General features: G+C 67.9%; 23 protein-coding genes and 1 pseudogene. 15 read left to right on the top strand and 9 right to left on the bottom strand.

The window, feature by feature from the left end; translation table 11 throughout:
• Window positions 1-103: 103 nt before the first annotated feature.
• The 3 genes from SXIN_RS19760 to SXIN_RS19750 form a co-directional block, all read right to left on the bottom strand.
• Window positions 104-901, bottom strand: a complete 798-nt coding sequence (locus SXIN_RS19760) for a YidC/Oxa1 family membrane protein insertase (protein ID WP_095757291.1) — start codon at window positions 899-901, stop codon at window positions 104-106.
• A gap of 119 nt (window positions 902-1,020) precedes the next feature.
• Window positions 1,021-1,362: a DUF6412 domain-containing protein gene (locus tag SXIN_RS19755; protein ID WP_019711537.1), complete on the bottom strand. Its 342-nt coding sequence runs from the start codon at window positions 1,360-1,362 to the stop codon at window positions 1,021-1,023.
• Between the two features lie 291 nt (window positions 1,363-1,653).
• A complete protein-coding gene (locus SXIN_RS19750; RefSeq protein ID WP_157916312.1) occupies window positions 1,654-2,037 on the bottom strand; it encodes a hypothetical protein in 384 nt (127 codons plus the stop codon).
• A gap of 298 nt (window positions 2,038-2,335) precedes the next feature.
• Between SXIN_RS19750 and SXIN_RS19745 the strand changes: the two genes are divergently transcribed.
• On the top strand, window positions 2,336-2,629 hold the full coding sequence (locus SXIN_RS19745) for a hypothetical protein (RefSeq protein WP_019711539.1): 294 nt from the start codon (window positions 2,336-2,338) through the stop codon (window positions 2,627-2,629).
• Between the two features lie 338 nt (window positions 2,630-2,967).
• Here SXIN_RS19745 and SXIN_RS19740 read toward each other — a convergent pair whose 3' ends face one another.
• Entirely contained in the window at window positions 2,968-3,732 is a 765-nt protein-coding gene (locus SXIN_RS19740) for a 5-formyltetrahydrofolate cyclo-ligase (protein WP_050931179.1), read from the bottom strand.
• A 219-nt stretch (window positions 3,733-3,951) separates the two neighbouring features.
• On the opposite strand from SXIN_RS19740, the gene SXIN_RS19735 reads away from it, so the two are divergent.
• From SXIN_RS19735 to SXIN_RS19715, 5 genes are all read left to right on the top strand, one after another.
• The gene (locus SXIN_RS19735; RefSeq protein ID WP_050931184.1) at window positions 3,952-4,335 is read left to right on the top strand and encodes a very short patch repair endonuclease; all 384 of its coding nucleotides are present in this window, start codon (window positions 3,952-3,954) and stop codon (window positions 4,333-4,335) included.
• A 223-nt stretch (window positions 4,336-4,558) separates the two neighbouring features.
• Window positions 4,559-6,091 carry an ATP-binding protein gene (locus SXIN_RS19730; protein WP_019711542.1) on the top strand — a complete coding sequence of 511 codons (1,533 nt, stop codon included), beginning with the start codon at window positions 4,559-4,561 and terminating at the stop codon, window positions 6,089-6,091.
• A complete protein-coding gene (locus tag SXIN_RS19725; RefSeq protein ID WP_019711543.1) occupies window positions 6,081-7,115 on the top strand; it encodes a PD-(D/E)XK motif protein in 1,035 nt (344 codons plus the stop codon). Before SXIN_RS19730 ends, SXIN_RS19725 begins: the two co-directional genes overlap by 11 nt.
• A gap of 61 nt (window positions 7,116-7,176) precedes the next feature.
• The gene (locus tag SXIN_RS19720; protein WP_019711544.1) at window positions 7,177-10,176 is read left to right on the top strand and encodes a Z1 domain-containing protein; all 3,000 of its coding nucleotides are present in this window, start codon (window positions 7,177-7,179) and stop codon (window positions 10,174-10,176) included.
• Between the two features lie 91 nt (window positions 10,177-10,267).
• Window positions 10,268-10,705 (top strand): very short patch repair endonuclease, encoded by a 438-nt coding sequence (locus tag SXIN_RS19715; RefSeq protein ID WP_272951833.1) that lies wholly within the window; start codon window positions 10,268-10,270, stop codon window positions 10,703-10,705.
• Here SXIN_RS19715 and SXIN_RS19710 read toward each other — a convergent pair.
• Window positions 10,637-11,710, bottom strand: a complete 1,074-nt coding sequence (locus SXIN_RS19710; RefSeq protein ID WP_238153996.1) for a DNA cytosine methyltransferase — start codon at window positions 11,708-11,710, stop codon at window positions 10,637-10,639. The genes SXIN_RS19715 and SXIN_RS19710 overlap by 69 nt on opposite strands.
• On the opposite strand from SXIN_RS19710, the gene SXIN_RS32355 reads away from it, so the two are divergent.
• Window positions 11,681-11,833, top strand: coding sequence for a hypothetical protein (locus SXIN_RS32355; protein ID WP_238154038.1), 153 nt, complete (start codon window positions 11,681-11,683; stop codon window positions 11,831-11,833). The genes SXIN_RS19710 and SXIN_RS32355 overlap by 30 nt on opposite strands.
• 153 nt (window positions 11,834-11,986) lie before the next feature.
• On the top strand, window positions 11,987-12,709 hold the full coding sequence (locus SXIN_RS19705) for an HNH endonuclease (protein WP_337589355.1): 723 nt from the start codon (window positions 11,987-11,989) through the stop codon (window positions 12,707-12,709).
• On the opposite strand, the gene SXIN_RS33070 is transcribed toward SXIN_RS19705, so the two are convergent.
• Window positions 12,684-13,163 (bottom strand): ATP-binding protein, encoded by a 480-nt coding sequence (locus tag SXIN_RS33070; RefSeq protein ID WP_157916311.1) that lies wholly within the window; start codon window positions 13,161-13,163, stop codon window positions 12,684-12,686. The two genes, SXIN_RS19705 and SXIN_RS33070, sit on opposite strands and share 26 nt — an antisense overlap.
• A gap of 227 nt (window positions 13,164-13,390) precedes the next feature.
• On the opposite strand from SXIN_RS33070, the gene SXIN_RS19695 reads away from it, so the two are divergent.
• Both SXIN_RS19695 and SXIN_RS19690 read left to right on the top strand, forming a co-directional pair.
• Window positions 13,391-14,236 carry a helix-turn-helix domain-containing protein gene (locus SXIN_RS19695; RefSeq protein ID WP_039824145.1) on the top strand — a complete coding sequence of 282 codons (846 nt, stop codon included), beginning with the start codon at window positions 13,391-13,393 and terminating at the stop codon, window positions 14,234-14,236.
• A complete protein-coding gene (locus tag SXIN_RS19690; RefSeq protein WP_095757289.1) occupies window positions 14,236-14,451 on the top strand; it encodes a DUF397 domain-containing protein in 216 nt (71 codons plus the stop codon). Before SXIN_RS19695 ends, SXIN_RS19690 begins: the two co-directional genes overlap by 1 nt.
• Window positions 14,452-14,494: 43 nt before the next feature.
• Here the strand turns inward: SXIN_RS19690 and SXIN_RS19685 are convergent, their stop codons facing one another.
• Genes SXIN_RS19685 through SXIN_RS19675 form a run of 3 tightly spaced genes read right to left on the bottom strand, consistent with a single transcriptional unit; the run spans window position 14,495 to window position 23,074 of the window.
• On the bottom strand, window positions 14,495-20,014 hold the full coding sequence (locus SXIN_RS19685) for a DEAD/DEAH box helicase (RefSeq protein WP_019711548.1): 5,520 nt from the start codon (window positions 20,012-20,014) through the stop codon (window positions 14,495-14,497).
• A 13-nt stretch (window positions 20,015-20,027) separates the two neighbouring features.
• Window positions 20,028-20,978 carry a hypothetical protein gene (locus SXIN_RS19680; protein ID WP_019711549.1) on the bottom strand — a complete coding sequence of 317 codons (951 nt, stop codon included), beginning with the start codon at window positions 20,976-20,978 and terminating at the stop codon, window positions 20,028-20,030.
• Window positions 20,975-23,074, bottom strand: coding sequence for a hypothetical protein (locus SXIN_RS19675; protein ID WP_019711550.1), 2,100 nt, complete (start codon window positions 23,072-23,074; stop codon window positions 20,975-20,977). The genes SXIN_RS19680 and SXIN_RS19675 overlap by 4 nt, the downstream gene beginning before the upstream one ends.
• Window positions 23,075-23,461: 387 nt before the next feature.
• Between SXIN_RS19675 and SXIN_RS19665 the strand changes: the two genes are divergently transcribed.
• From SXIN_RS19665 to SXIN_RS19645, 5 genes and pseudogenes are all read left to right on the top strand, one after another.
• Window positions 23,462-23,671: a DUF397 domain-containing protein gene (locus SXIN_RS19665; protein ID WP_019711551.1), complete on the top strand. Its 210-nt coding sequence runs from the start codon at window positions 23,462-23,464 to the stop codon at window positions 23,669-23,671.
• A 37-nt stretch (window positions 23,672-23,708) separates the two neighbouring features.
• Window positions 23,709-24,218, top strand: a complete 510-nt coding sequence (locus SXIN_RS19660; protein WP_019711552.1) for a DUF6879 family protein — start codon at window positions 23,709-23,711, stop codon at window positions 24,216-24,218.
• A gap of 242 nt (window positions 24,219-24,460) precedes the next feature.
• Window positions 24,461-24,655: pseudogene (locus SXIN_RS32350) on the top strand (hypothetical protein).
• Window positions 24,636-25,157 carry a DUF6879 family protein gene (locus tag SXIN_RS19650; protein ID WP_019711553.1) on the top strand — a complete coding sequence of 174 codons (522 nt, stop codon included), beginning with the start codon at window positions 24,636-24,638 and terminating at the stop codon, window positions 25,155-25,157. The pseudogene SXIN_RS32350 and the gene SXIN_RS19650 overlap by 20 nt, the downstream one beginning before the upstream one ends.
• Before the next feature lie 35 nt (window positions 25,158-25,192).
• Window positions 25,193-25,411, top strand: a complete 219-nt coding sequence (locus SXIN_RS19645; RefSeq protein WP_039824157.1) for a DUF397 domain-containing protein — start codon at window positions 25,193-25,195, stop codon at window positions 25,409-25,411.
• The last annotated feature ends 15 nt before the right edge of the window (window positions 25,412-25,426 follow it).

Here is a 25,426-nt window from a genome sequence, read left to right as displayed (position 1 = left end):
GGCCCCGGCCACCGGGCGGCCGGGCGTGCGACCGTCCGCGATGACGGCGCCCCCGGGCCGGCGAACGGGGCGCCGGCCCGTCGGCCCGCATGGCCCCGGCGGCTCAGGCCGCCGAACGCCGGGAGCCGCTCCGGCCGGCCCCCGCCGGCGGGACGTCGCGCCCCCGGTCGCGGAGCAGCCAGGCCCGTTCGGCGGCCGCCCAGGTGGTCGTCGTGACGAGGTAGAGCCCGGCCGCCAGGGGCACGACGGCCGCCGTGATGAGCGTGCCGAACGAGAGCAGCGGCAGCACCTTCGCCATCCCGGCCATCGCAGGCATGCCCGGCATCCCGGCACCGGCTCCGGCCTCCGCCGCGGCGGCGTCCGGCGCGCCCGCCGCCATGGCCCGGCGGGCGCGGAGATACGTCCAGGTGGCCACGGCCGCGATCAGCGCGAACAGCCCGGCGTAGACGATGCCTTGCGGGCCGAGGGGGCCGCCGTCGCGGAGGGCGTCGGCCCAGTGGCCGCCGAGCGGTGCGGCGAACAGCCGGTCGCCCAGCAGTTCGTTGGCGCGCCCGCCGATCTCGGAGGCGGAGAAGAGCCGGTACATCACGAAGAAGACGGGGAGCTGGAGCAGCATCGGCAGGCAGCCGGCCAGCGGTGAGGTGCCCTCGCGGGCGTAGAGGTCGGCCGTCGCCCGCTGCAGCCGCTCCGGGTCGCGGCCGTGCTTCCGGCGCAGTTCGGCGACGCGCGGCGCGAGCCGGGCCCGCGCCTTCTCGCCGCGGACGGCGGCGCGGGTCAGCGGGTGCAGGGCGAGCCGTACACCGAGGGTGAAGAGGACGATCGCGGCGGCTGTGGCCGATGAAGCGAAGAGGGGTTCGAGCAGGCTCGCGAGCTGCGAGACGAGTGCTGCGAAGACGGACATGGATGAGCCCTCCCGGGTCTCGTCGTGCCGAGGAATGGGTGTCGGCGTGACGAGCCGTGCAGGCGGACCACCGCCCCGCATGGCCCTGTTGGGGGCGTGGCGGGTGTGGCGGCGGCTGCCTAGCCGGCCGTCGGGAGGGGACGGCCGGGTGCCCTGGGCCGCGGGCGGCCGGAGGCGTCGGGATCGCGCTGGGGCAGGAAGGCGGTACGGCGCTCGCGGTCGCGGAGCGCGGTCCGTACCCGGGTGGGCGGTACGGGACGGGCGCTGCGGGCGGCGAGGACGGCGCAGACGAGCAGGGCCGCACCGGCCGCCGCGGTGGCGGTGGCGGTCGCGGCGAAGGAGACGGCACCGGCGAGGGCGCCTTCGGCGAGGCCGCCGGGCGCGAGCAGCAGCCCGGAGAGCCCGGAGAGGAGGACGAGCAGCACGCTGAGGTGCGTGCGCGTGGCAGCCCTGAGCCCCATACCGCCGCTCCCCCTCTCGCTGCCCGGTCGGCGATCGCCGACCGCCGATCGCCGGGGTGACAGCCCCGGCACTGTGATGCTAACCCGCAACCACCGCGCGGAAGCGGGTGGATGACGAGTGCCAACAGACGGGCGCCACCCCGGACCGGACGGAGGCACCGCCACGGCAAGGCCGGCATCACCGCGCACCATCGCCGCCGCGACACCGCCACTGTCGCCTCGGCCACCCGGAACCACGGCGGTACGGGGCGTGAGGGCCGCGCCCCGTCAGCGGGCCAGCGGACCAGCCGATCAGCGGGTCAGCGCGAACCCGGCGAGCAAGACGCCGACCACACTGACCGCGAGGAAGGCGAGATGCCCGCGCGGGGCCTTGAGATGGTCCGTGGCCTCACCCCGGCGCCACCGCTCGTACACCTCTTTGAACAGCTTCCGTTGGGGGAGCAGGCCGAGCGTCAGGCCGATATGGGCGCACGAGTACATGACGAGTGCCCCGGTCAGATCGATGCCCTGCGCCCGGCAGACGACGATCAGGCCCGCGCCGCCGACGACCATGGTCACCGGGTAGGCGATGCGGAACTGCCGCAGGGGGATCCAGCTGCCCAGGAGGCAACTGGACAGGACGGTGGACGCCGCGGCCAGCAGCCACAGCCATCCCATGGGTACGGACGCGAGCATGGGGTGCCCTTCTGTGCCGGGGCCGGGGACCGGCCTGGTGAGCCGGTCCCGCACGGCCCGGATCGGCAACCGGCGGCCGTCCGTTGACCATCGGAAAGGAATGCCAGCGTACTGGCGGTGCGAGAGAGGACATCGCCGCCGAACTGCGTGACCCGCTCGGCAACGGGCAACACCACCACTCGACCCCGCGCTGTGACTCAGATCACACCCCTGCCCGTCGTATGGATTACCCAGCTCCCGCGTATCCCTGACGCAAGACCAAACAGCACAAGCGTCAACAAACAGCAGGAGTCGGGACATGAACCTCACCAGCACACGAACCGCCCTGGCCGGCATCGCCGCCACCACGACCGCGGTCGCGGCCCTGACCCTCGGCGCCGTCCAGGCCACGGCGGCCCCGGCGTCGGAGTCGCGGGCCGGCGCCGCCCAGGAGGCGGACACGGCCCAGGTGCCCGGCTGGGTGCTGCGCGGCAAGTACTGGCAGTACGGCAACTGCGTGCTCGCGGGCAACGAGGGCGTCCAGCGCGGCCACTGGGACCAGTTCCAGTGCGCCAGCGGCACCCTCCAGTGGGTCCTCTGGACCAACCGCTGAACCCTGCGGCCGGCCCGGCCAACCGCCGCAGCACCGTCCGGCTGATCGCGGACCCGTCACGCAGCGCGGGGGGCCGCATGAAGGGAACCCCGCGATCAGCCGGACCAACCACCGCATCGCCCACGGGACCGGGACCGCCCCACGTCCACAGACGGTCAGGTCGACCCGGCCCTGACGACACCTCTCCCGAAACCGGCCCGCGGCGGCGCCCACCGCCACCAGGGCCCCGCCGCGGGCCTCGCCGTGAGCCGAGGGGCGAAGGGCGAGGGACGAGGGACGAGGGGCGAGGGACGAGGGGCGAGCACACCGCACCCACACCACTCACGGCCGGACGTCGCTCAATCCGGCAGCCCCGGCATCTCCCGCGCACCGCCCAGGGTCGCCCGCCTCGCGGCCAGTGCCGGGATGGCCGCGATCTTCTCCGGCGGAAGCCGGTCCCACAGCAGACCAGCGGGCCGGTGCGGTGCGGAACAGGAGATGACGTCATCGGGCGTGACGATGAGATCCACACCGGCGTCGTGCTCACCGGCAGGAATCGGCCCGTCCACGACCTGGAGGGAATGCACCGTGGTCACGACGACCGTCTCACCGGTGATGAGCCCGGCCTCGGTCAGCAGGGCGAACTCCAGATCGGAGTAGCCCGCGCCCTTCCCGATCCGCACACCCTCCCGGTTCACCGCGACGCTGCCGAGAACTACGAGATCGACCGGCCGCATCTCGTCCACCTCGACCGTGGGCGCCACGGCCGCGGCCGTACGACTGGCCGCCGCCTCAACCGGCGGGACGGACAGCCGCGCCGGGTCGAGCAGATAGAAGGGCCGGGGCGTGGCCAGCTTCGGCACGGCCATGTACACCGTTCTCCCCTCGGCGAGCGCCCTTGCCCGTACCGACAACTGGGCTCTGTCCGGTACGGCTTTGACGACGCGGGCGGCACGCCACTGCGGCAGCGAGGCCAGCCGGGCGGCGGCCTCCTCGGCCCCCTTGAAGTCCGGGATGCGGCCGTACACGGAGGCATCGTGCACGGCGCCCGCCGAGGTGAGGTCGTCCCACACCTGCCGCCGAACCCGCTGCTTCGCGTGGTCCTGCTCACCCGATACAGGCACCCGCCCCTCCCCCGCTCACTACGCCCTCACCGGCACGGACGGCTCCATCCCTGTTGTGCCACGGCCCCGCCTCCCTGGGCAGCAGCGGACGACGCTCCCATTCGCGCATCCGGACAGGGAAGAGACCCACGACGATGCCCGCGCCGGCGGAGGTCCGGCCTGCCGGCACACAATGGTGCCGTGCCCGCGATCCCCTCCTCCACCGCCGTCTCGGCCCGCATGAGTCGCCAGGCCAGCCGGGACACCACACCCGAGGTGGCCGTGCGACGCCTGCTGTACGCGGCCGGGCACCGATACCGCCTGCACCGGAAGGTGCCCGGGCATCCCCGCCGCACGATCGACATCGCCTTCCCCGGCCCCAAGGTCGCCGTCTTCCTCGACGGCTGCTTCTGGCACGGCTGCCCGCAGCACGCCACACACCCCAAGGCCAACGCCGAGTGGTGGCGGAAGAAGCTCGAAGGCAACATCACGCGCGACCGCGAGACCACCGAGTCCCTGAAGACGGACGGCTGGACGGTCCTCCGCTTCTGGGAGCACGAGGACCCGGTGGCCGTGGCCGACCGGGTGGCGGCGGCGGTCGTCGCGGCCCGCGAGAGCCGCTGAGCCGACGCCCGTCCACCAGCGGTCCCCACCGGCGGGTCCGACCTGCGGAAGTCTCCGCCCTTCCCGCCGTGGGCCCAGCAGATTCCGTCCCTGAGGTGTGCTTTTCCCGCAATCCCCTACATCGTTGCCAGAGGCATGTATTACGGTGCCTGTCTCGTCTCCCATCACACCGTCTTCACATCCCCGGCCGCCCCACCCACCCTGCGTCCCAAGGGCAGAGCACATGACCGACTGGCAGTTCACCGTTCCCATCACCGGCAGCAAGCACCTCCCGCCGGACGCCCGGTACGTGGAGGCGCTGAGCAGCCAGGGGTACGGCTTCGAGACGGCGGTGGCCGACCTCGTCGACAACTCGATCGACGCCGGTGCCAAGGACGTCGTCATCCACTTTCTCCGCGACGGCGAGCAGTTGGTCTCCCTCCTTGTCGTGGACGACGGCCGCGGCATGGACGAGGAGACCTTGGACGTCGCGATGACCGTCGGCGGGCGCCGCGACTATGCGCCCGGTGCCCTCGGCATGTTCGGTACGGGCCTGAAGTCCGCCTCCCTCTCGCACGCCGATGCCGTAACCGTTGTCAGCACCACCAAGCGCACCCGGTCCGTCGGCCACCGGTGGCTGACGGAGCACGCCAAGGACGGCTTCCAGTGCGACATCGTGGACGACGACTACGCCCAGGGCCTGATCGACCGCTACGCCCACCGCCCCATCGTCTGGCAGGGCACCGTGGTCCGCTGGGACGGCGTACGGAACTTCCCGAAGCACGGCGGGGGCGGCCAGACCGACCGCTATCTGCACCGCACGATCAACAAGCTGGGCCTCCACCTCGGCCTGCACCTGCACCGCTTCCTGGCCCGCCCCGACTTCAACATCACGATCGCGGTGGAGGACGTCCGCACCGGCACGGTCTACCTCGATTTCGGGGTGGAGCCGCTCGACCCGTTCGGCTACCCCGTCACCGGCAGCGCCGACTACCCGCGCCGTTTCACCGCCCCCGTGCAGAGCCTCGGCGGCCTGCCGCTGGAAGCCCACATCTGGCCCGCCAAGTCCAATGTCGACGAGTACCGGGCCGTCGGTTCGGTGACCGACCGGCAGGGCTTCTACTTCTACCGGAACGACCGGCTGGTCCAGGCCGGCGGCTGGAACAACTTCCGCCAGCCCGAGCAGCACCTCTCCCTCGCCCGGATAGCCGTCGATCTGCCCGCCGCCACCGGCGACGTCTTCCGGCTCACCGTGAAGAAGTCCGGGGTCGAGGCCTCGCCCGAGTTCACCACGGCGCTGGAGCGGGCGACCGACGCGGAGGGCCGGACCTTCCCCGACTACCTCACCGACGCGGACACCGTCTACCGCACCGCCCGCAAGCGCTCCGGCACCACCCGCAAGCCGGTCATCGGACCCGGAAGAGGCATCGCCCCCGAGGTCCGGCAGACCATTGAGGAGGAGCTGCCGCTGCTGTCGCACGAGGACCCCATCACGGTCCGCTGGGAGAAGCTGGACAACGACCTCTTCTTCGATCTGGACCGCGAGGACCCCACCATCATCCTCAACCAGCACTACCGGGCCGCCATTCTCGGCGGCCGGCGGGGCGGGTTCAACGACGCACCGGTGCTCAAGTCCCTGATGTACCTCCTGCTGCACAAGGTGTTCGAGTCCGAGTACGCGGGGCCGCGGGAGAAGGACAACCTTCAGCTCTGGCAGTCCATCCTGGTCTCCGCGGCGCGCAGTGAACTGGACCGGGTGGGCGACGATGACAGCTGACGGAGAGGGCCCCGGCATACAAGGCGGCGGGGAGGGCGGCACAGCGGCGGCCGGGCAGCCGTACGCCTCCTGGAGCCGGGTCGAGAGCTTTCTCGGCAGCGGCCGGGGTGTCACCATCCCGCTGCGGCCCTCCGGTGGCCGGCGCGTCGACTACGTCGTGGAGGAGGACGGCGGCATCGCGCTGCATCTTGAACTGGGTCCGCGCCGGCGCACGCCCCACTCGCCGCTTCCGTTGATACGGATCGAGGAGATCGCGCACGAGGGCGTGCGCATGGCCCGGCTGCGACTCACCGAACAACGCCTGCTGCGCGACTTCCACGACCTGCTCAACGCCGTCGCCGAGCGGGTGATCGTCCACGACCGCACGCCCGACCAGGCGTTCAACGAGACCGTCCGGGCCTGGGGTGCGCTACTGGCACGGCCTCGGACCCTCACCACGGAGAAACGTCTCGGCCTGCTCGGCGAGCTGATCGTGCTCAACTCCGTGGCCTCCGAGCACGGCTGGGAGCGGGCCGCCGCCTCGTGGAAGGGCCCGGACGGCGAAGAGCACGACTTCGGTCTCGTCGCCCACGACATCGAGGTGAAAACGACCTCTTCCGAGTACCGCCGGCACGCGATCCAGGGCCTCAGGCAGTTGTCCCCGAGCCCCGGCCGCGCCCTGTGGCTGGTCTCCGTACAGCTCACCCGCGGCGGCGCCCACGGCCGGACGCTGAGCGAGGCCGTGGAGGCCGTTCGCGCCCGGATCGCCGACGAAGCACCGGGCGGCCTGCACCCGTTCGACCGCCGCCTGGCCGCGGCAGGCTGGTCCCCCGAGCAGCCCGACGACGAGCGGTGGTCACCGCGCACCGAGCCGCTGGTGCTCCCGGTCGACGACCGGCTGCCGCGCCTCGACGAACGCTTGCTCGCGGGATTGCCGGATACGATCCGTCCCCGCATCCAGGACATCACCTACCGCATCGACCTGTCGGATCTGCCTCCCGCACCCGAACCGCCCACCGAATTGCGGGCTTTCCGCATCCCCTAGCACGGCCGACCGTGCTGCCGACCGAGCCCCGCCACCGCCCGCATCCCGAGGACCCACACCGATGACCACAGAGGACACCTCCGCCGCCTCCTCCGCCCACGGCGACCTGTACGACCTCCATGACGCGGCCCTGGCCGGTATGCGCAAGAAGGGCCCCAAGCCGCTGGCCCGAGCCCTCCGCTTCTACGCGGAGGACATGGACCACGAGGGCACGGACCTCACCGAGGCCGCCCTCCGGGACGTCCTGTCGACGGCGCACACCGACCACGCCCTGCTGTGGCTGTGGCGCAGGCAGCTCGCCGACTGGGACTTCGACTCACGGGCGGACTGGACGGACACGGAACCGCGGACGGAGGAGCGCCGGGCCGCCATCCACGCAGGGCTCGGTCTGGAGCCGGAGACCCGCAAGGTGCTCGACACCCTGATCCCGGTGTCCAAGCTGACCGGACCGGTCGTCATCAGCCGGGAGTTCACCCCGTGGCGCGGCCGGCGGGAACAGCAGGGGCACCACTGGTACTGGCCCAGGTACGCGGAGCTGCTGGCCCGCAAGGGATGGGACGCCGACGCCGTCGCGAACCTCGACGAGGCCGCCGAGCGGGTCGTCGAGCGGCTGGCCGACCCGACGGCCGAGCAGCCGTACCAGTCGCGGGGCCTGGTCGTCGGCTACGTCCAGTCGGGCAAGACCGCCAACTTCACCGGCGTGATCGCCAAGGCCGTCGACGCGGGCTACCGGCTGGTCATCGTCCTGGGCGGCACGCTCAACCTCCTCCGCGCCCAGACCCAGCGCCGCCTGGACATGGAGCTGGTCGGCCGGGAGAACATCCTGCGCGGCGCGAGCGAAGTGGAATCCGACTACGCCGCGGACGAGGCGTGGGTCCAGGACAAGTTCCTGCGGCACGGCGGACTGCCCTCCACCCGCGGCGCCTTCGACATCATCCGGCTCACCACCCGGGACAACGACTACAAGCCGCTGGCGCAGGGCATCGGAGCGCTGGAGATCGAGAAGCGCGAGCAGACGCTGCCGCTGTACGACCCGCGCAACCTCCGCCACAGCGCGGCACGGCTGATGGTCGTCAAGAAGAACAAGTCCGTGCTGGCCAAGCTGGTCACGGACCTCAAGAAGATCGGCCCGCTGCTGAGCGAGATCCCGGTACTGATCATCGACGACGAGTCGGACGAGGCCTCCGTCAACACCACCAGCCCGAGCAAGCCGGACGCCAACCGCACTGCGATCAACGAGAAGATCTCCGAGCTTCTGCAGCTGATGCCGCGCGCCCAGTACGTCGGCTACACCGCGACGCCGTTCGCCAACGTCTTCATCGACCCGAGCGACACCGAGGACGTCTTCCCCCGCGACTTCATCCTCTCGCTGGACCGCCCGGCCGGATACATGGGCGTCCAGGACTTCCACGACCTGGACTCCGCGATCCCGCCAGAGGAGCGCACCTTCGCCAACTCCCAGGAGAAGGCCCACGTCCGGGACGTCCGGAAGGAGGACGAGGAGGACGACGCCTGCCTGCGCGAGGCCATGGACATGTTCGTCCTCACCGCGGCCATGAAGGTCTACCGGGAATGCGCCGGCCCGGAGCCGCTCGGTACCGGCCACTTCCGGCACCACACCATGCTCGTGCACGAATCGCGCCTCCAGCGCGACCACCGGGAGCTCGCCGCAAAGCTGCTGCGCCTGTGGTACGACGGCGGCTACGCGGGCCCCTCCGGCCGCGAGCGTCTGCACAAGCTCTACGACGCCGACGTGGCCCCGGTGTCCGCCGCCCGTGCGGACGGTTTCGCCGTGCCGGCGGACTTCGAGGAACTGGCACCCCACATCGGCGCCGCGTGGATGCGCATCGGCGGCAACGAGAACCCGGTGATCGTGGTCAACGGCGACCAGGACATCGAGCGCGGCGAGGCGGACTTCGACCGCCGCGGCATCTGGAAGATCCTGGTCGGCGGCCAGAAACTCTCCCGCGGCTACACGGTCGAGGGCCTCACCGTCACCTACTACCGCCGCAGCGCGGGCAACGCCTCCACCTTGATGCAGATGGGCCGCTGGTTCGGCTTCCGTAAGGGCTACCGGGACCTGGTCCGCCTCTACATCGGCCGCGGCGAGACCCTGGGCGCCAAGGAGGTCGACCTCTACGAGGCCTTCGAGGCCATCTGCCGCGACGAGGAGACCTTCCGCGAGCAACTCAAGCAGTACGCGGTCCTCATCGACGGCAAGCCCCAGATCACCCCGGCCCAGGTCCCGCCGCTGGTCTCCCAGCACCTGCCGTGGCTGAAGCCGACGAGCCCGAGCAAGATGTTCAATGCCGAGCTGGTCGAGATCCGCTCCCCCGGACTACCGGTTGAGCCGGCTTCCTACCCGACGACCGCCGCTGCTATCAGGCGGAACACCGAACGCTGGCGCCCGGTGCTTGACGTATTGGGTGGCACACCGGTGCTCTGCAGCAACCCCCCGGACGAATCCAGCCAGCTGCGTCGTACCTTCTCCGCTTACACCGGCGTCGTGGACCACTCCCTGCTCATATCCGTCCTGAGCCAACTGGAATGGTCGAAGCCGGAGACGTTCCTGCCCCACTTGGCCTACCTGAGCCAGCTCGACGGCGCCTTGGCCAAAGTGGACGACTGGCTGGTTCTCGCACCTCAACTGTCCTCACCCCAGCGGGTCGAAGCGACTGTGCTCGGGTCCATTCCGCTCTCGCTGGTGCAGCGCAGCCGCCAGCGCGGAAAGGACTCATTCGGTCGCATAGCCGGCCTGGAACACCACAAGGCAGCCAAGAGAATGGTCGAGCTGGCCGCTGCCTCACAGAACCATGCCGCGCTGCCTGCGCTTGGCCCCCGGCAAGGCGTCCTTCTGCTCTACCCCGTCATCGACAGCACCCGCGGCAAGGGGCTGGCTCAAGCAGTCCACGACGGGGCCGCCGACCCCGCCCAAGTGATCATGGCCTTCAGCCTCGTGCCGCCGAAGGCTGCCATCGACTCAAGCCGACGCCTGGTCCGCTTCCGCGTCAAGGATTCGCAGCACGCCGAAGAAGCAATCGTCACGCTAGGTTCGGAGTAGCACCAGATCCGAGTCCCAGGAGCAAGAGGCCGTGTCCACAGCAAGACGCGAACCGGAAGAACCGGAAGGAATAGACCCAGAAGAATCATGGGTGCCTCCCGAGGGGTCCTGGGCCTCCTCGGCGGCGAACCGCAGGAACATGCAGGCGATCCGGAATCGTGACACCAAGCCGGAGCAGACCATCCGGCGGCTCGTCCACGCTCAAGGCCTGCGCTACAGGGTCTGCGCCAGACCGCTGCCCGAACTCCGCAGGACAGCAGACATGGTCTTCCGGCCGGCGAAGGTCGCAGTTTTCGTCGACGGCTGCTACTGGCACGGCTGCCCTCAGCACTATGTTCCACCGAAAACAAATCCCGGTTACTGGTCATCAAAGGTAGCCCGGAACCGCGACAGGGACCGCGATACCGATGAACGCCTCGCGGAAAACGGATGGCTTGTTCTGCGTTTCTGGGAGCACGAGTCAGCTGACGACTGTGCCGCAAAAATCATCTCGGCGGTCACGTCGCGGCGCCACGCGAGGCTCGACTAGCGCGCGGGCCTTCTCCTGCCCGGCCGACGCGGCATCGGAGGCGCGAAGCGTGGCCATGATGCTCTCTCCGACAGCCTGTGCCACTGGCGGCGGAAACGCATTACCCACCTGCCGGTAAGCCGCAGTTTTCCGACCAGAGAATTTCCAACCCTCGGGGAATCCCTGCAAAATGGCTGCTTGGCTTACTGTCAGCTTGGGGCCTAGAGGGCCATAAAGATCACGCTCAGGGTGTTTGAGGTCCCCCGGCTCCTCAGCGACGCCGGTTCCATCGACTCCGAGCTGCCGCCATGCCCACTTGGCCCGGGTCGGCCCGAGATCCGCTCCACCGTGCTTCTTGGACCCCCCGACCAAGGTCGGCGCTGCCTTTCCGGACTCAGCCTTACCGAGCCATCGCTCGTACCCGTCATTCCACCCCGGTTCACCGCTGTCTCTGAATCTCCTGTACATACTGCTGACAAGTGCATCCGCGACGCTGAGGCTTGCGTAGCCGGCCGGGTCAGGCCAGTGAAATTCCGCACGGACGTCTTTCCTAATGGCCACAAAGATTGCCCTTGGGCGATATTGAGGGACCCCGAAATCAGAGGCCTTCAGGATATTCCAACCATACACCTTGTAGCCGAACCACTGAATATCTTCGGCGATTTCCTCGCGATAGTCGTCAAACTTTCTTTCCATCAGGTTTTTCACATTCTCGATCATCACTGCCCGCGGACGCAAATGGTCAATCCACTTGAGCATGACCGGAAATAGATCCCGGTCATCCTCTCTCCCCAGCCGCTTACCGGCCGACGAGAAGGGAGGACACGGAACTCCGCCGGAGAGCAGGGCGAGCTCTTCCGGTACGCAACCCAGGTCTGCCGGCTCGAATGACTTCAAGTCTCTCTGAAGAACCTCGCACCCATCCCACTCAGGGTTGGCCAGAACATTTTTCCGCAAAGTCGCGCAGGCATCGGCATCCAACTCGACCAGTGCCCGGTGCCTGAATCCAGCTCCGTGCAGACCCACGGCCTGGCCTCCGGCGCCGGCGCACACCTCCACAGAGGGGAACTGGTGCTCCGACTGGTCCACGACACCCTTCCGCCCACCGACCACGACAACTCCTTGCAGCCGTCACCTCGCAGACAGTGACGGAACTTCCGATCTGGAACAACCAAGTGTGCGACACCGCCGGAGAACACTCCGAGGCGCCCCAAGACGGACACTGGAAACGGTCCGCCGAACGTACATACGATAGCGATCATGCCGCGGAGAAGCCCTGCCTGGACATACGACGAGTTGGTCTTGGCCTGCACGCTGGTCGTCGACAACGGCTGGCGGGAGTTGCGCGAGAACGACCGCCGCGTCCAAGAGCTCTCCCAACTCCTGCGTCGACTGCCTCTGCACGGGACAGCCGCCGAGGAGATCCCCAGCTTCCGCTCGGTGGGCAGCGTGAGCCGCAAGACCACCGATCTCGCCACGAACCGCTCGGACTATGCAGGGAAAAGAACGAAAGGGGGGAAGCTGGACCTTGCGGTGATCGACGCCTTCATCTCCGACCCGGCCAGGATGAGGAAGGCGGCGTCCGCAATCGCTGCTGGCATCGCTACGGGAGAGCTCACGCAGATTCCTGAGCAGCCCGACGAGGTCGCAGACGACGGAACAACCACGGCTATGGAAGGCCGCCTTCTCATGCGCTGGGCCATAGCCCGCGAGCGGAGCCCGAAGCTGCGCCGCCGCAAGATCCAGGACGTACGCGCCCACGGCAGCCCATTGCGCTGCGAGGTCTGCACCTTCGATTTCGAGCGCTTCTACGGGGAGCTCGGACACGAGTACATCGAGGTTCACCACACGCTGCCCCTGTACGTGGCCGGTCCTCGCGAGACGCGACTGGATGACCTCGCCCTCCTGTGCTCCAACTGCCACCGCATGTGCCATAGAAATCATTCCGGAGAATCATGGCGCACACCGGACGAGTTGCGGGCCTGTATACAGACACCCGTCAGACTGACCGACGAGCAGGGGTAGCACCACAGCTCCCGGCGGCGGCCGGTCCGTCACCCACCGGCGTCCGGGCGCCCGCGGCTTGCAGCTCGCACCAGACCACCTTGCCCTCTGCTGTCGGATTCGCGCCCGAGTCCGCGGCCATGACCGCAACCAAGTGCAGCCCGCGCCCGCACTCGCTGTCGCAGTCCGCTCTCCGGGACACGGGAAGTACCGGGCTCTTGTCGTGTAGTTCGATGCGGAGCCGGTCCGGGTCCAGCGCCAGGACGAACCTTACCGTGCTTCCCTCGCCTACGTGCTTAACCACGTTGGTGACCAGCTCAGTCACCACCAACTGAGCCTCGGCTGCCAGCGTCGGTACCTGCCATTGGGCCAGCTGCACTTTCACCGCAGCTCGGAGATCGCGCAGTTGGACTGCTTCTGCGGCGAACGTCAGGACCGACCTGGTGCCGCTTCGGCTCAAGCGGGGTTCCGTCATGGGCTGTTCTCCCTTCTGGCCTGCGCCGCAGGGCAGCCGGTGTGCGTACCCGGCTTCCTCGTCGGCATTACGGCAGGGAGCATGGCAGTCGAGAAGTCTCGTCATGAAACTTCTCACCGACTTCCACTCGGAAGAGTGAAGTAAATGGCCAAGGATTTCCTGTGAGTCATAGCCTGCGGTGTCTGGCAACGACCAGCAGGCCATCAGGCCGAGACAAGGGGACTCCGTTGGCCACACGAGCCACCACACGACGCCGTCAACTCGGAGCGGTGTTGCGGAAGCTGCGGGCACGCAAAGGCATGACTCTTGAGGAGGCAGGTCAGCTCGTCGGGGTTTCGAAGGCCACCATCAGCCGCTACGAGACCCAGGAGGGGCCGGTCAAGTGGCTGATTGTAGAAGCTCTTTGCCGGCACTACGGCGCAACTGACGCGGAGCGCAGTGCAGTCGTGGCTCTGGCCAAGGACGCCAAGAAGCAGAACTGGTGGGGTCCCTTCGCGGACAGCCTCCCTGAGAGCGCCAACCTGCTGTTCACCCTGGAAGACGAAGCCACCCGCGAGGACCACTTCACCTGTGTCTACGTCCCCGGCCTACTCCAGACCCGGAGCTACGCCGAAGCGGTACAGCACGCGTCTGAGATGCGACGGACAGCGACGGAGATCGAGCAGTTGGTCGACCTCCGTATGCAGCGGCAGCAGCTCCTCGTACGCGCCGAGCCTCCCCACCTGTGGATCATCCTGGACGAGTCAGTCCTGCGCCGCGTGGTCGGCTCCCGGGAGACGATGCGCGCACAGCTCACACGGCTGCTCGAAGCCAACGAAGCGCCCGGCATCACGCTTCAAGTCCTGCCGTTCGCCAAGGGTGCGCACTCCGCCGCCAAGGGCAGCTTCGTCATCCTGGGCGGACCGGAACCGTCCCTGGACGTCGTGTACGTGGAGACCCATGTGGGCTCCCTGTTCATGGAGAAGGACGAGGAGCTGGACCACTACCGGCTTGCCTTCGACTACCTGCGCGCACAAGCATTGGACATGGCCGCGTCATCGGCCTTGATCGAAGAAACCCGCAGGGAGATGTGATGCGCACAGGAGAACAGCGGCCCTCCATACCGGACGATGCCTGGACCAAGTCGTCGTACAGCAGCGCCGGCCCAACCGAATGCGTTGAGACCGCTCTTCTGTCCCAGGGCGTCGCAGTGCGTGATTCCAAAGCCCTTGAGAGGTACGGGCTCTGGTTCAGCGGGCGTGCCTGGGCTGTGTTCACCAAAGGGCTGCAGGCCGGTCACATCAGTTAGAGAAGAAGCGATCCGGCCTGCAGTCTTGGTCCGGGGCGCAGTATCAGTCCGGTGAAAACCCCTGCAGCTTTGCCGTCACCATGGACGGCACGCGCTCCAGCAGGAAGTTGTCGACAAAGACGACGGACTCGATGCCCCCGCCTGCTTTCTCGATCTCAGACCTCACCTCGGTGAGCCGCCGGGCTTCCACTGCCTCATCCGCGCCCTCAAGCGGGTGCTTCACGCAAACAGCGATGCTGTCGGCAAAGACCACAGCCGGGCCGCTGGCCAGCTCGGCTGTCATGTGCTCCGCACCGATGGTGTCGGCAGCCCAGTGATCCAGCAACTGGCCGGCCTCGTCCCGGTCATACGTCAGCTCCCTCCCCCGGAGGACGCCGAGCAGGTCGGCCGCCAGGCGCCAGTCGAGCAGAGCGTGGTAGGCCATGTTCGTGTAGTCCCGGAGGCACTCGTAGCAGGAGCCCCTGCATTCATCGCCATGAGCTCCGGAGCGGTACTTCGCCAGCAGTGCGTCGGTCACACCCAGCAGTTCCGAGAAGGTTTCCGGTTCTGCCAAGTGCGTGCAGTAGCCGGCTCCGTTGTCGAGCGTGTCCGCCAGGAACGCGAAGACCCGCGCCTCGCCGCCCGATGAGGCGGCCCCGTGGATACCCGCCGCGATCTCGCCCGGCTGGATGTCGAGCATCGTGCCCGCTGCCTTGCGGAGCAGTGCTGCGAGCGAGTACCAAGCGGCTTTGCGCCCGGTCGTGTCCTCCCGGAAGCCGCTGCGCTGGACTCCGGCGGAGAGGTTCAGCCGGAGACCCGCATCGCGCAGTACCGGCTTCTCGGGACCGAGCAGGAACAGGTCCGTGCGCTGCATGGCTCCGAGAGCGACACTTGCCGGCTCATCCTGGGCAAGCTTGAACCACGGGGCGGCTTCAGCCACTCCCGTCTCCATCCAGGCACCCGACCAGAGGAGGTTCGTTGACTGCAGCGGCGCGAAGTTGAAGAGCTTGCCGCCGTTGTCGTTGACCACGTACCGCCGCCCCTTGCCCGAATGAACGAGCACTCCTCCCACGCCCACGTCGCGCCGCGGAGCTCCGTTCTCGCTCTCCAGGTCAGCCCCGGTGCGGGGCGCCAACGACCGGGCCGACCAAGCGAAGTTGCCGTCGAAGTCCCGCCGGAACGGTTTGGTGGACGGCGCGAAGAAGCCAGTCGGCTGCCTCAGCTCGATACGACTGTAGGTGCCGTCGTCCGCCCCGCAGGCCGGGCAGACGAGGATCTCTCCCTCCGCGGCCTCAGTGTCCGGTGCCGACTCCTCCACATGTGAGCAGGAGCGGCAGAGCCCTATGCGCATGCGGGAGCCGAGCGGATCGGCGACGGCCTGCGGCTCACGGCCGAAGGGCCGGAATCCGACCACTCCTGCGGCTGTGAACACGGCGCCGTCCTTGACTGTCTCCGCACCGGGCGCGAACTGCGATACGGCGATGGGCAGATCCCGGTCAACGACCCCGGCCGGCGGCCAGGGATAGGGCTTCTTCGGCCGCTGTGTGTAGAGGTACCTGACTCCCGTCGGGAAACCGAACATGGGCAGCAGCCCCTCCTCGGCGAGCCGCTGGCTCAAGTCCGGGTGGCCGTACTCCGCGCCGGAGACCCGGCTGATCTCGCTGATCAGATCCTCCGCTACCCAGCGGCAGGCTGCCGCCGCCTGGCCCGGCGTCCGGGTGTACGCGGCGAGGAAGTCCGCCAACCTGGCGATCTCTGCCGCGTGCGCGGACAGCCACCGGCTGATCGACGGACGTGCAGCTTCCCAGTCGGCAGCAGTACCGAACTGACCGTGCACATTGCGGGTCGGGTCAAGTGTCACGCCGTCCGCCCCGGCGCCTCCCACCTCTGCGAAGGCCCTTCTGAGCACTTCCGCGGTGAGCACCCGGCGGTAAATGTCGGGCATGTCCGTGGAGAGATACGGAGGCGGCGTCTCGTCGTTGGTGATGCGTTCGGGTTCCTGGAAGTAGTGCTCGTCATGGCTGCGGCCGCGGCATACGGTCAGCGCCAGCGCCACGGGGGACCCGCGTCGGCCGGCCCGGCCGACGCGCTGCTGGTAGTTGAAGCGTGTGGGCGGCATGTTGGCCATGAGGACGACGGCCAGGGAGCCGATGTCCACGCCCGCTTCCATGGTTGTGGTCACTGAGAGGACATCGACCTCGTCGGGCTTCTCGAACTCCGACTCGTCGAGGAAGATCCGCTGGAAGCGGGCCTGCCGCGCCTGTGCGTCCAGCTTGTCGGTCTGCCCCGTGAGTTCGGCACAGTTGAGCCGGAAGCGGCCCTCTCCGTTGGACGCCTGCCAGGCGTAGTAGTCCTTCTCCGTGCCTTCGAATGCCTCGGGTTCCAGGGGAAGCGGCTTGCCGCATTTGGCCTTCGTGCAGATGCCGACCCCGCGGTGCAGATGACGGCGCTTGCACTTGGGGCAGACCCAGGCCTGCTGGCCCCCTGTCCGGATACCGACCTTTTCCGGGTCGATCACGTATCCGGAGACAGCGCTCCCCCACGCCCGTTCCACACGTTTCTGGATGTCTTCCAAGCCCTGGCCGCTCTGATCCGCTACCGCCTCCCAGAAGAGACGGAGCGGCCTCGGAGGGTTGCTCAGACCGTCCCGGAGGCCCCGGAAACGGCGCAGATGGCCGAGCACTCTCAGGGACGCGCGGACCAGGGACGTATCGGAGGACGGATCCAGGTCGAGCGGAGCCGCATCCGAGACCAGGCACAACCAGCCCAGGCCCAGTGATTCGAAGTCGCGTCCGGCACTGCCGAAGAGCCCCGTCAGCATTTCCGTGCGAAGCGACTCGCTGATGCCGTCCCTGAGCCGCTGCTGCCGCTCTTCGAGACCGAGCTTCGGTTCAACCCGCTCCTTCGACCAGTCGTACAAGGAAGTCCAGGAGTGCCGAACGGCGCCCTTGAGGTACTCGACCTGTTTGAGGCTGTCCTTCGGCCCACCGGGATTGACCCCCATCCCGAGGAGGTCCTCCTCCATTTCCGCAGCGAAGGTGAAAAGGCTGGGCAGCTTGCCCAAGTGGGCGATCAGCTCTTCTTCGCGGCCCGGAGCCGCAGGCTCGTCAAAGTCGTCCGGCTTCCAGATCGCCTTCAGTTCCTGCGCTGCCTTCAGGTCCCGCCGCTGCAGCCGCTTCCATGCTTCCGCCGCAGCTTCCCGGTCTCGCTTGTCCTCGCCCGTGAAGTACCCGCGTACCAATCGCACATCGCCGGCCGGGTCCCCCTGTTCCATGACGTGGCCCGCCAGGAGCAGCCGCAGAAGGTCTTGATAGTGGCGCAGTCCCAGGCCGGCCGCGAGTTTGGCGGCATCCTGTCTGCTGTCGGAGAAGATGACGGCCTTCTTCTCCTCCAGGGTGGAGAGCACACCGGTCGTCAGTACCTGGTTGATCTTCTCGAAACCGGTACGCATCGAGCGGACCGGGGTTCTCATCCGCCTCGGATCGCTGAGGCTCAGGTGATTGTTCCCGGGGAGCACTCTGGTTTCCCAGTCGTCGCCGCAGGACGGACAGCGCGTGGGGGCACCGGGAAGCTGCTCCGGGCTCAACCTCTTCGACTTGTTGCTCACAGCAACGTGGAAGGACCAGCCCGTGTGGTTTCGGGTGACGTTGCTGAGCTGTCCGGTCTTGGGGGTGTACTTGCTTCTCTTAAAGGCGAACTCAGCGGTCTGTTTGCCCCCGTCGGCATTGCCGGACCAGCTCTTTTCAAGCGGTTCTCTTGTCCGTGGCCAGTACACGACGTAGTTGCCCGCACTCGCCGAGGCGGCAGCCCGGTCCGGCAGGTTCGCCAGGTCGGGAAGGTCGGGCAGCAGGCCGGCGTCGAAGCGTTTTCCCGCCACGGCCTTGACGGGGGCGTATCCGCCCAGCATGACGTCGCCGCAGTTCTGGCAGTACAGCAATTCCAGGACCCGTGAGGAGCAGGCGCTGCACCGCGGCGTCGGCCGGGTGAACAGACGGCCGACCGTCCGGTCGCCGTCCTCCCTCTGTTCTGCTCCAGGGCACTGCGGATCCGAGCAGGCCCAAACCCCAGGGATATTCCGGAAGAACAGATGGCCCCGGAGCTTCGGCAGGTCTCCCGCTGACGCGTCCGCCCGGCGCAGTGCTGCCAGCAGCCCCCGTAGGGCTTGGCTTCGCTTTTCCCGCTCCGCTTGCCCGAAGAGTGCGGCGGCAACGTCCTCGTCCGGGCGTGCGACGAGTTGCTTGCCGTCGTACAGGGCGTTCACGATCGCGGCGGCTCCGTCGGTCTCCTTCAGCGCCTTCGCGGCGTCGCCGGGGTCCGGTTGTGCGCCGAGAGACACATAGCGGTCCGCGTGAGCGGAGAGTTCCGTGGTGCCGGACCGGGGCAGGACCAGATCGCCGCCCAAGACCTCGAAACGGTCCTCCGGTACACCGAAGAACTCCTGGAGGAACGCCCGGTCCCGCTGCGGGTCCAGCGAAGCCGATGCGGCCAGGACCCGGAACTGGTCCGGGCGCTCGTCCAAACCTAGCCGGGTTCGCAGGTTCCGCAGCAGGTAAGCGACTTCAGTCCCGGCCGTGCCGCGGTACATGTGGAGTTCATCGACGATGAGTGTGAACTTGGCGGAAGGATCGCTTTCGAGCCAGCGGCGCGTCTGCTCGAAGATCCGGTCTTCCCGTGCCCGGAGCAGCATGACGTTGAGCATCGAGTAGTTGGTGATCAGGATGTCGGGCGGCGAGTCGATCATGTCCCAGCGGGACCGCATCTCGGCTCCGTCGAGCCGGGGGACGAAATAGCGTGCCGAGTCGTCCTGGCCGTCTTTGCGCGCCTGTTCCGAGCGCTTGCCCGTCTCCTGCAGCAGCTCGCGCAGTCTCGCGACCGCCGGCTTGCTGTCCGGCTCGCCTGAGACGGGAGTCGCGCCCGTGTAGCGGCCGAAGTAGAAGCGGTGCCCGTTGCGGTGCCGAGCAGCCCACTGCCGCGCGGCGTCGCCGTCCAGCGTCTTCCGCAGACGCATCATCTGGTCGTCGACCAGTGCGTTCATGGGGTAGAGCACCATGGCCCGGACCGCCGGCTGATGGCCGGTCTCTCCCCGCCGCTGGGGCACGTAGGCCCCGGTCGGGCTGCTCCACCACGGCGCGCCCTGGGCCGGGAGCCCGGTCCAGCCGGCGGATTCCCGTACGAGTTCCGCGAGCACCGGAAGCATGAAGGACTCGGTCTTGCCCGAGCCGGTCCCCGCAGTGATCACTACGTCTTTGCCGTCTCTGACAGCGGAGACAAGTGCCTGGTGCTGATGGCTGTAGAGGGAGGGGACTCCCTCCATCATGCCGGCGGAGATGAGCCCGGCCAGTTCGTCCGGTGCCCCGGCCTCCCGCACGGACGCCGCAATGTCCATGCCGGACGACTGGTACTGCGGCCGGATCTCGATCAGCGGTCGCCGCCATGCGCCGCCGTCAACGTCGAGCAGTCGGCGGCGCTCATCCTCCAGCGCCTTGTTGGCAAGGCCGAACGGCGTGTCGTAATAGCGGAACAAAGCATCACGGAGGTGGTCGAAGGAGCCGATGATGTCGAGACCGGCCTCGGGTGCGGACAAGGAGATACCTTCCTCAGTCATTCTCGTCACCAAGCCTCTGGCTGAGTGACGCGGCGATCCGCTCAGCCACGGCGCGCGGCACGTTGTGGTAGATCACCGTCTTCGCGGTCATGCCGAATTCGGGCGGCAGGGCGGTACACATCACGGCAACCCGCCGCTGCAGGTCTGGCAGGGGCGTTCCCCAGTCGACGACGAGCCTCCCCATCCGTTCGCGGCCCGCGCCACGCTCCGGGTACCAGCGGATCGGGGCGCCGTCACCGCCCAGACGCGCGAGCTCCAGGTAGATGCCGCGCTCCTGGCTGGTCTCGTACCAGTCGCCCCCGCGCTTGATGGTGCAGATCCTCCGGTGGTCCGCTTGACGGAACCGGTAGAGGCCATCGCCCTCGTGCTTCGGCGCCGGGACGAAGACCGGTGGCACGCTGTCCTGGTCATAGCGCTCAACCGCTCTGCCGTAGGCGGGAGGTGCAGACGGCCGGCCCAGGCGCAGCTCGGGGAGCATGGCGGCGGCCTGGATCGCGAAGCATTCCGTGTATACCGCGCCGAGCATTCCAGCCTTCCCGGGCAGCACCGACGGGTCGTCATACTGCACCAGCCAGGTGTCGGGCACGGGGATATCGGTATCCGGCAGAGAACTGGGCACCCTGATGACCGACAGTTCCTCCGCTTCCGCGTTCGCCAGACGCTCGTCGGCGAAGGCCGTCCGGCTGCCTACCACGGCTGCCAGCCCGTCAGCGGACGGCAGACGAGTCAGCGCCGAAGGAGCGACACTCCAGCGCCCGGCTTTCCAGTCGACATCAAGGTGCCCCAGCGATTGGCAGTCCCTGATCCACCGGCCGGCCGCACCGAACTCGACCTCCAGGCCGTTGCTTCTCGCCAGCCAGGCGGCCCCCTTCTTGAGGTCCGTCACCGTGCCGCTGCCCAGCTCGCTGGCCCAGCGCAACAGGAGATTTCCCGTATCGGTCATGCCAGAAGGTCCTTTGCCGCTTCGATGTAGGCCTGCCAAGCCTCGGCGATGCGGGCATCTTCCGGGGTGGCTTCCGCCCCGGAGAGGATGCTCTCGGCCCATTCGTAGTCGTACTCGCCGGGAAGCGGCGCCGGGATTGGCGCATCCACGTCCAGCAGTCGCACGCTGAAGCTTCTCTGTTTTCTCAGGAGCGCCCAGACATAGCCGTCAGGGACGTTGATTTCACACAGGTAACCCACGACCCCTTCAGGGAGCCTGCCTGCTGCCCATTCGGGAACAGCCGGCAGTTCAACTGTCCGGATCTGTCCGGCCGGCCCCAGCAACGTCACCTCCAAAGCATGGCGCGGCAGCAGGACCGTGCGCGGAAGCTGCAGTGAGGCTGGTGCACTGGCACCGCGCACAGCCGGGGTGCCGAGTGCGAGAGTCTCCGCTTCCGGTACGGCGACGGGTTCGCACCGATGGCCGTACCGTCCGGCCTCCGGGTGCTGGTGCTCCCGGATCCCCGGCGACACAGTCAGGGAGAGCTCGTGCCCGTCGGCACCGATCCTGTGCAGACCGGGTTCGAGTTTCCACTCCCGGAGCGGATACGGCTTCAGCCCTGCACTCGCCGCGAAGGCCTGAGTCCGCCCGTCGAGGCACAGGACGATGCGTCCCTCCGACGACGACAGGTTCCGGGGCAGCAGCAAGTCCGGCTCTCCTCCAGCCAGATAATGATGCTGCCCATACCGGGTTGCGATCTTCAGCCCATGGGCAAAGCGGGTCCCACGGCGCACCGCAGGAACGAAATGGGCGGAAACCGGCTTTCTCTGCAGGATCGACCCAATCGGCACGTCATCTGCCAAGTCGATGTTCTTGAAGAGTGTCCAGCCGGGCACCAGCCCTCTGGCCTCCCGCGGCTTTCTACCCAGAAGCCCCGTCAAGGTCTCCCTGACCGAGGGTGCCATACCGTCGGCGACCAGGATCCAGTGCGGTTCCCCCGGGTTGAAGACGCTTGTGCTGACGTAGTCGCCGCTGTACTCATCCTCGGTAAAGAAGACGACCTCCCGCCCCTGCCAGTGCAGAACCAGCTCCTCACCTTCGAGGTCCAGTCCGTGTGACAGCTGGTACGGCCCCACCATCAGCGACTCCAGCCCCGCGAAGAGCCCTCCGTAGGGGTCGAAGAGCCGGAAGCTTTCTCCCCGTGTTGAGGAGACGACCGTCTCGCTCAGCCCTTCTACGGCAGTTGCTGCCCACTCCAGCTTGCGTCCCCTGTCAGCCAGGATGAGCTTCAGCGGTGCGGCCTTGCGGTGCTTCGGCTCGTAGAGCGTCCCGTCCCAGTGCTCTACCAGCCGCTCCAGCAGGACTTCCAGAACGGACGCTTTGCCGCTCTCGTCCTCGCCGATGCCTGCGCGGGGATGGTGCAGCTCACGGTGGAACGGGGCCGACAGGCCGTGGTCACTGCGCGCTGTCCAGAGGCGCAGCAGCCGGATGACTTCCTGGCCGGGGAATTCGTCCGGGCTGCCGGGCTTCACGCCGCTGGCCGCGAAGAAACGGGTGAGCACGCGGCGGTCGGACTCCCGGAGCAGCGCCTGGGACAGCGGATAACCGATACGGCTCCAGTGAGGGTGGGAGCTGATCGTGCTCTGCCCACGACTCCCGCCGAACTGCTCGAGCCATGCGTGCAGTTGCTCCCACATCGCCGCCACGGCCGGGAAGCTGTCAACGAACTGCTTCCGGCCAGGGCTGCCGACCCTGAACACCTCGGCAAGGCGGGTGTAGTAGTTGGCGGACGAGACGTCCGGATCGGCGGCCATCTTGGAAGCAGCGAGTACGGAGGCCGCCAGCACTGGCAAGCTCGGCGGCGCTTGCCACTGCTTACCGGCCTCCCATCGCTGGCACCGCATCTTGATCCGGCAGAAGAGATCGCTGGGCCTGCCCCAGTCAAGCTCGCCGCCAACCGCGTCCGCGAGCTCACAGAGCAGCCCATGCCGGTGCATGAGCGCGCCTTCCGCAGCGTCATCCACGTAGAAGACGACAGCGTGGCCGGCGTGCTGAGGGCCGAAGAAGTCGGCTTCCAGCAGCTCCTGCCAGGTGTCGTACGCCGTTCCCCCAGCCATGGCTGCAAGTTAGCAGTTAACTCTGCCAACAGACAGAGTCTGGAGGTCCCGGGTATTCGTAGGCCACAAGCCCTCCGTCAACGAGGGCCGTTCGGCACCGTCGGCCATACCCACGGAAGCAGCAGGGCAACGCACCTGCCCGTCTCCCCGGCCAGACACATCAGCTCCGGGACTTCTTGCTTGACTCTTCAACCACACAGTGGGTTGTACGGCCCTGATCTCCGGGTTTGCCGTCCCGCCCTCCGCCTGGCGGGCAGACAGCCCTGGTCACACAGCTTGGGACGATGTAAGCCAGTACACGAGGGCGTACGACAACCTGCGGGCGATCGCGTCGAGCCCGCCGCGGTCGGTTCAGATGATCAAGGCCATATTGGAGGAGTACTCCCGATGAACGGCATGTCTCACCCCGTAGCGACGGGTGTCCAGTGGCACAAGAGCAGCTACAGCAACGGCTCCGGGGGCGAGTGCGTGGAGGTCGCCACCGCGTGTACGTCCATGCTGGTGCGCGACTCGAAGAACACGACCGGGCCCGTGCTCGCCGTGCCCTGCGGAGAGTGGGCCGCCTTCGTCTCCGCGGTGCGCCGCGGAACGATGTGAACCGACCGCATCACGAGGACAGCAAGGACCCCGCCTCATGCTGACCGGCGACGAGTTCGGCCGGCTCTTCCAGGAGTTTCAGCGAACCGCGTTCCGGCTGGAGACCCTGAGTGTCTACGACATCGAGGAGGAGCGCGACGAGTTCGCCGCGTTCCTCGCCGGAGAGCCCATGCCGCCCGAGTGGAGCGACAACCCGTGGATCCGCTCCATGACGGATCTCGGTAAGTCCGTGTCCCGTGTGCACGTGCTGCGTTCGCCGCTCACCGACTATCTGCGGTACGAACTCGCGGCGTACCCCGGGAACATCACCGCCGGGGAGGAGATCGGGATCATCGACCTGGCGCAGCGGACGGTGGACGGCCTCCCAAATCACGACTTCTGGCTGTTCGACGACGCCAGGGTCTACCGCATGCACTACACCCCGGCAGGCCGCTTCGTGGGCGCCGAGTTGCTGCCCGCTCATCGCCTTCCGGAGTACCGGCGCTACCGCGACATCGCCCGTGCGCACGCGGTGGCGTTCGCCGATTACCGGGCCCTGTCCGCGTGATCGTGCCCGGAGCCGAACCACCCGGCCGTCTCCCGGCCGTCGAGCTCTCGCACAGTCGGGCGGCACCCGCAGCCGGACGGGCCCCCTATCCGTCTGTTCTCGCTGTGCCGGAACTTGAGGCCGACGAAGCCGGAGTGCGATTTCCCGTTCCCGCAAGCCCTTCGGCTTGACCGCGGAGCATCGGCCTCGGGAATATCGACCGGGCGCGGAGTCGTCCCGGAATGGGGGGATCGCTCGTGGCCATGCGGGTCACCAAGCTCGTCAGTACGTGCGAATTGGAGGACTGACCAACGCTCTACGCCACGGATCGCGACACGCTTCTCGTCCAAGGTGAGACCCCGACCGGTCACGGTCTGGAGATTCCGGCGCACGAGACGTTGGTGGAGATTCCCATGGACCTCATCCGGAGGGCTGTCCGTGACAAGCTCATCCAGTGATTTCGGGGAACTCTTCGACACCTTCCGGGAAGAGGCGTTCCGTCTCGAAACCCGGGACACTTACAACATCCCCCGGAGCGAGAGAAATCTCAGGGCGTTCCTCGCCGGTGAAGCACAGCCGCCGGACTACAACGAGGAGTGGCTGTCCGAGGTGCGGCGTCACACCGGTGCCGGCAAGCGGGTCTACCGGGTCCATGTCCTCAGCCGCCCCCTGACGGATTACCTCCGTTACGAACTGGGCTGGGGCTACACCAAGAACATGACGGACGGCGAGGAGTTCTTCATCCTCGACACCACGGAACGGGCGAATCCTCTGGAGGGTGTCCCGGATTTCTGGTTCTTCGACTCCCGCGCGGCCGCCGTCATGCACTACGACGAGACGGGTACGTTCATCGGTCCGGAGGTCGTCCCGGAAGACCGTGCACCGGAATTCCTCCGGTATCGGGACACGGCCCTCGCCCATGCCGAACCCTTCCCGGGCTGGTGGTCCAGAAACCGATAGTGCACAAGCACAACTGGCACGGCGCCGGATGCCTTGTGGAAAGCCTCCTCCCCCTCACGGATGCCGTCTTCCCAAAGGCATGTGGCGGCAACACCCATCCGGACGGCGAGTCCTGTGTGACGCTCGCCAGGGTCGGTGAGAACGTGTGGGCCCTCGGTGACAGCAAGCGGCCCGAGGCCGAGCCGCTGCGGTTCACCACGGACGAGCTCCTTGCGGCCGGTATCGAACCGGGGCGCTTCGGGCTGTCCGCGTAGCAGGTTCCCGCACGC

It is taken from the genome of Streptomyces xinghaiensis S187 (assembly GCF_000220705.2).
GTDB lineage: Bacteria > Actinomycetota > Actinomycetes > Streptomycetales > Streptomycetaceae > Streptomyces > Streptomyces xinghaiensis.
Note: the sequence above shows the minus strand (reverse complement) of the source record. Positions and strands in the feature narration are given on the sequence as shown.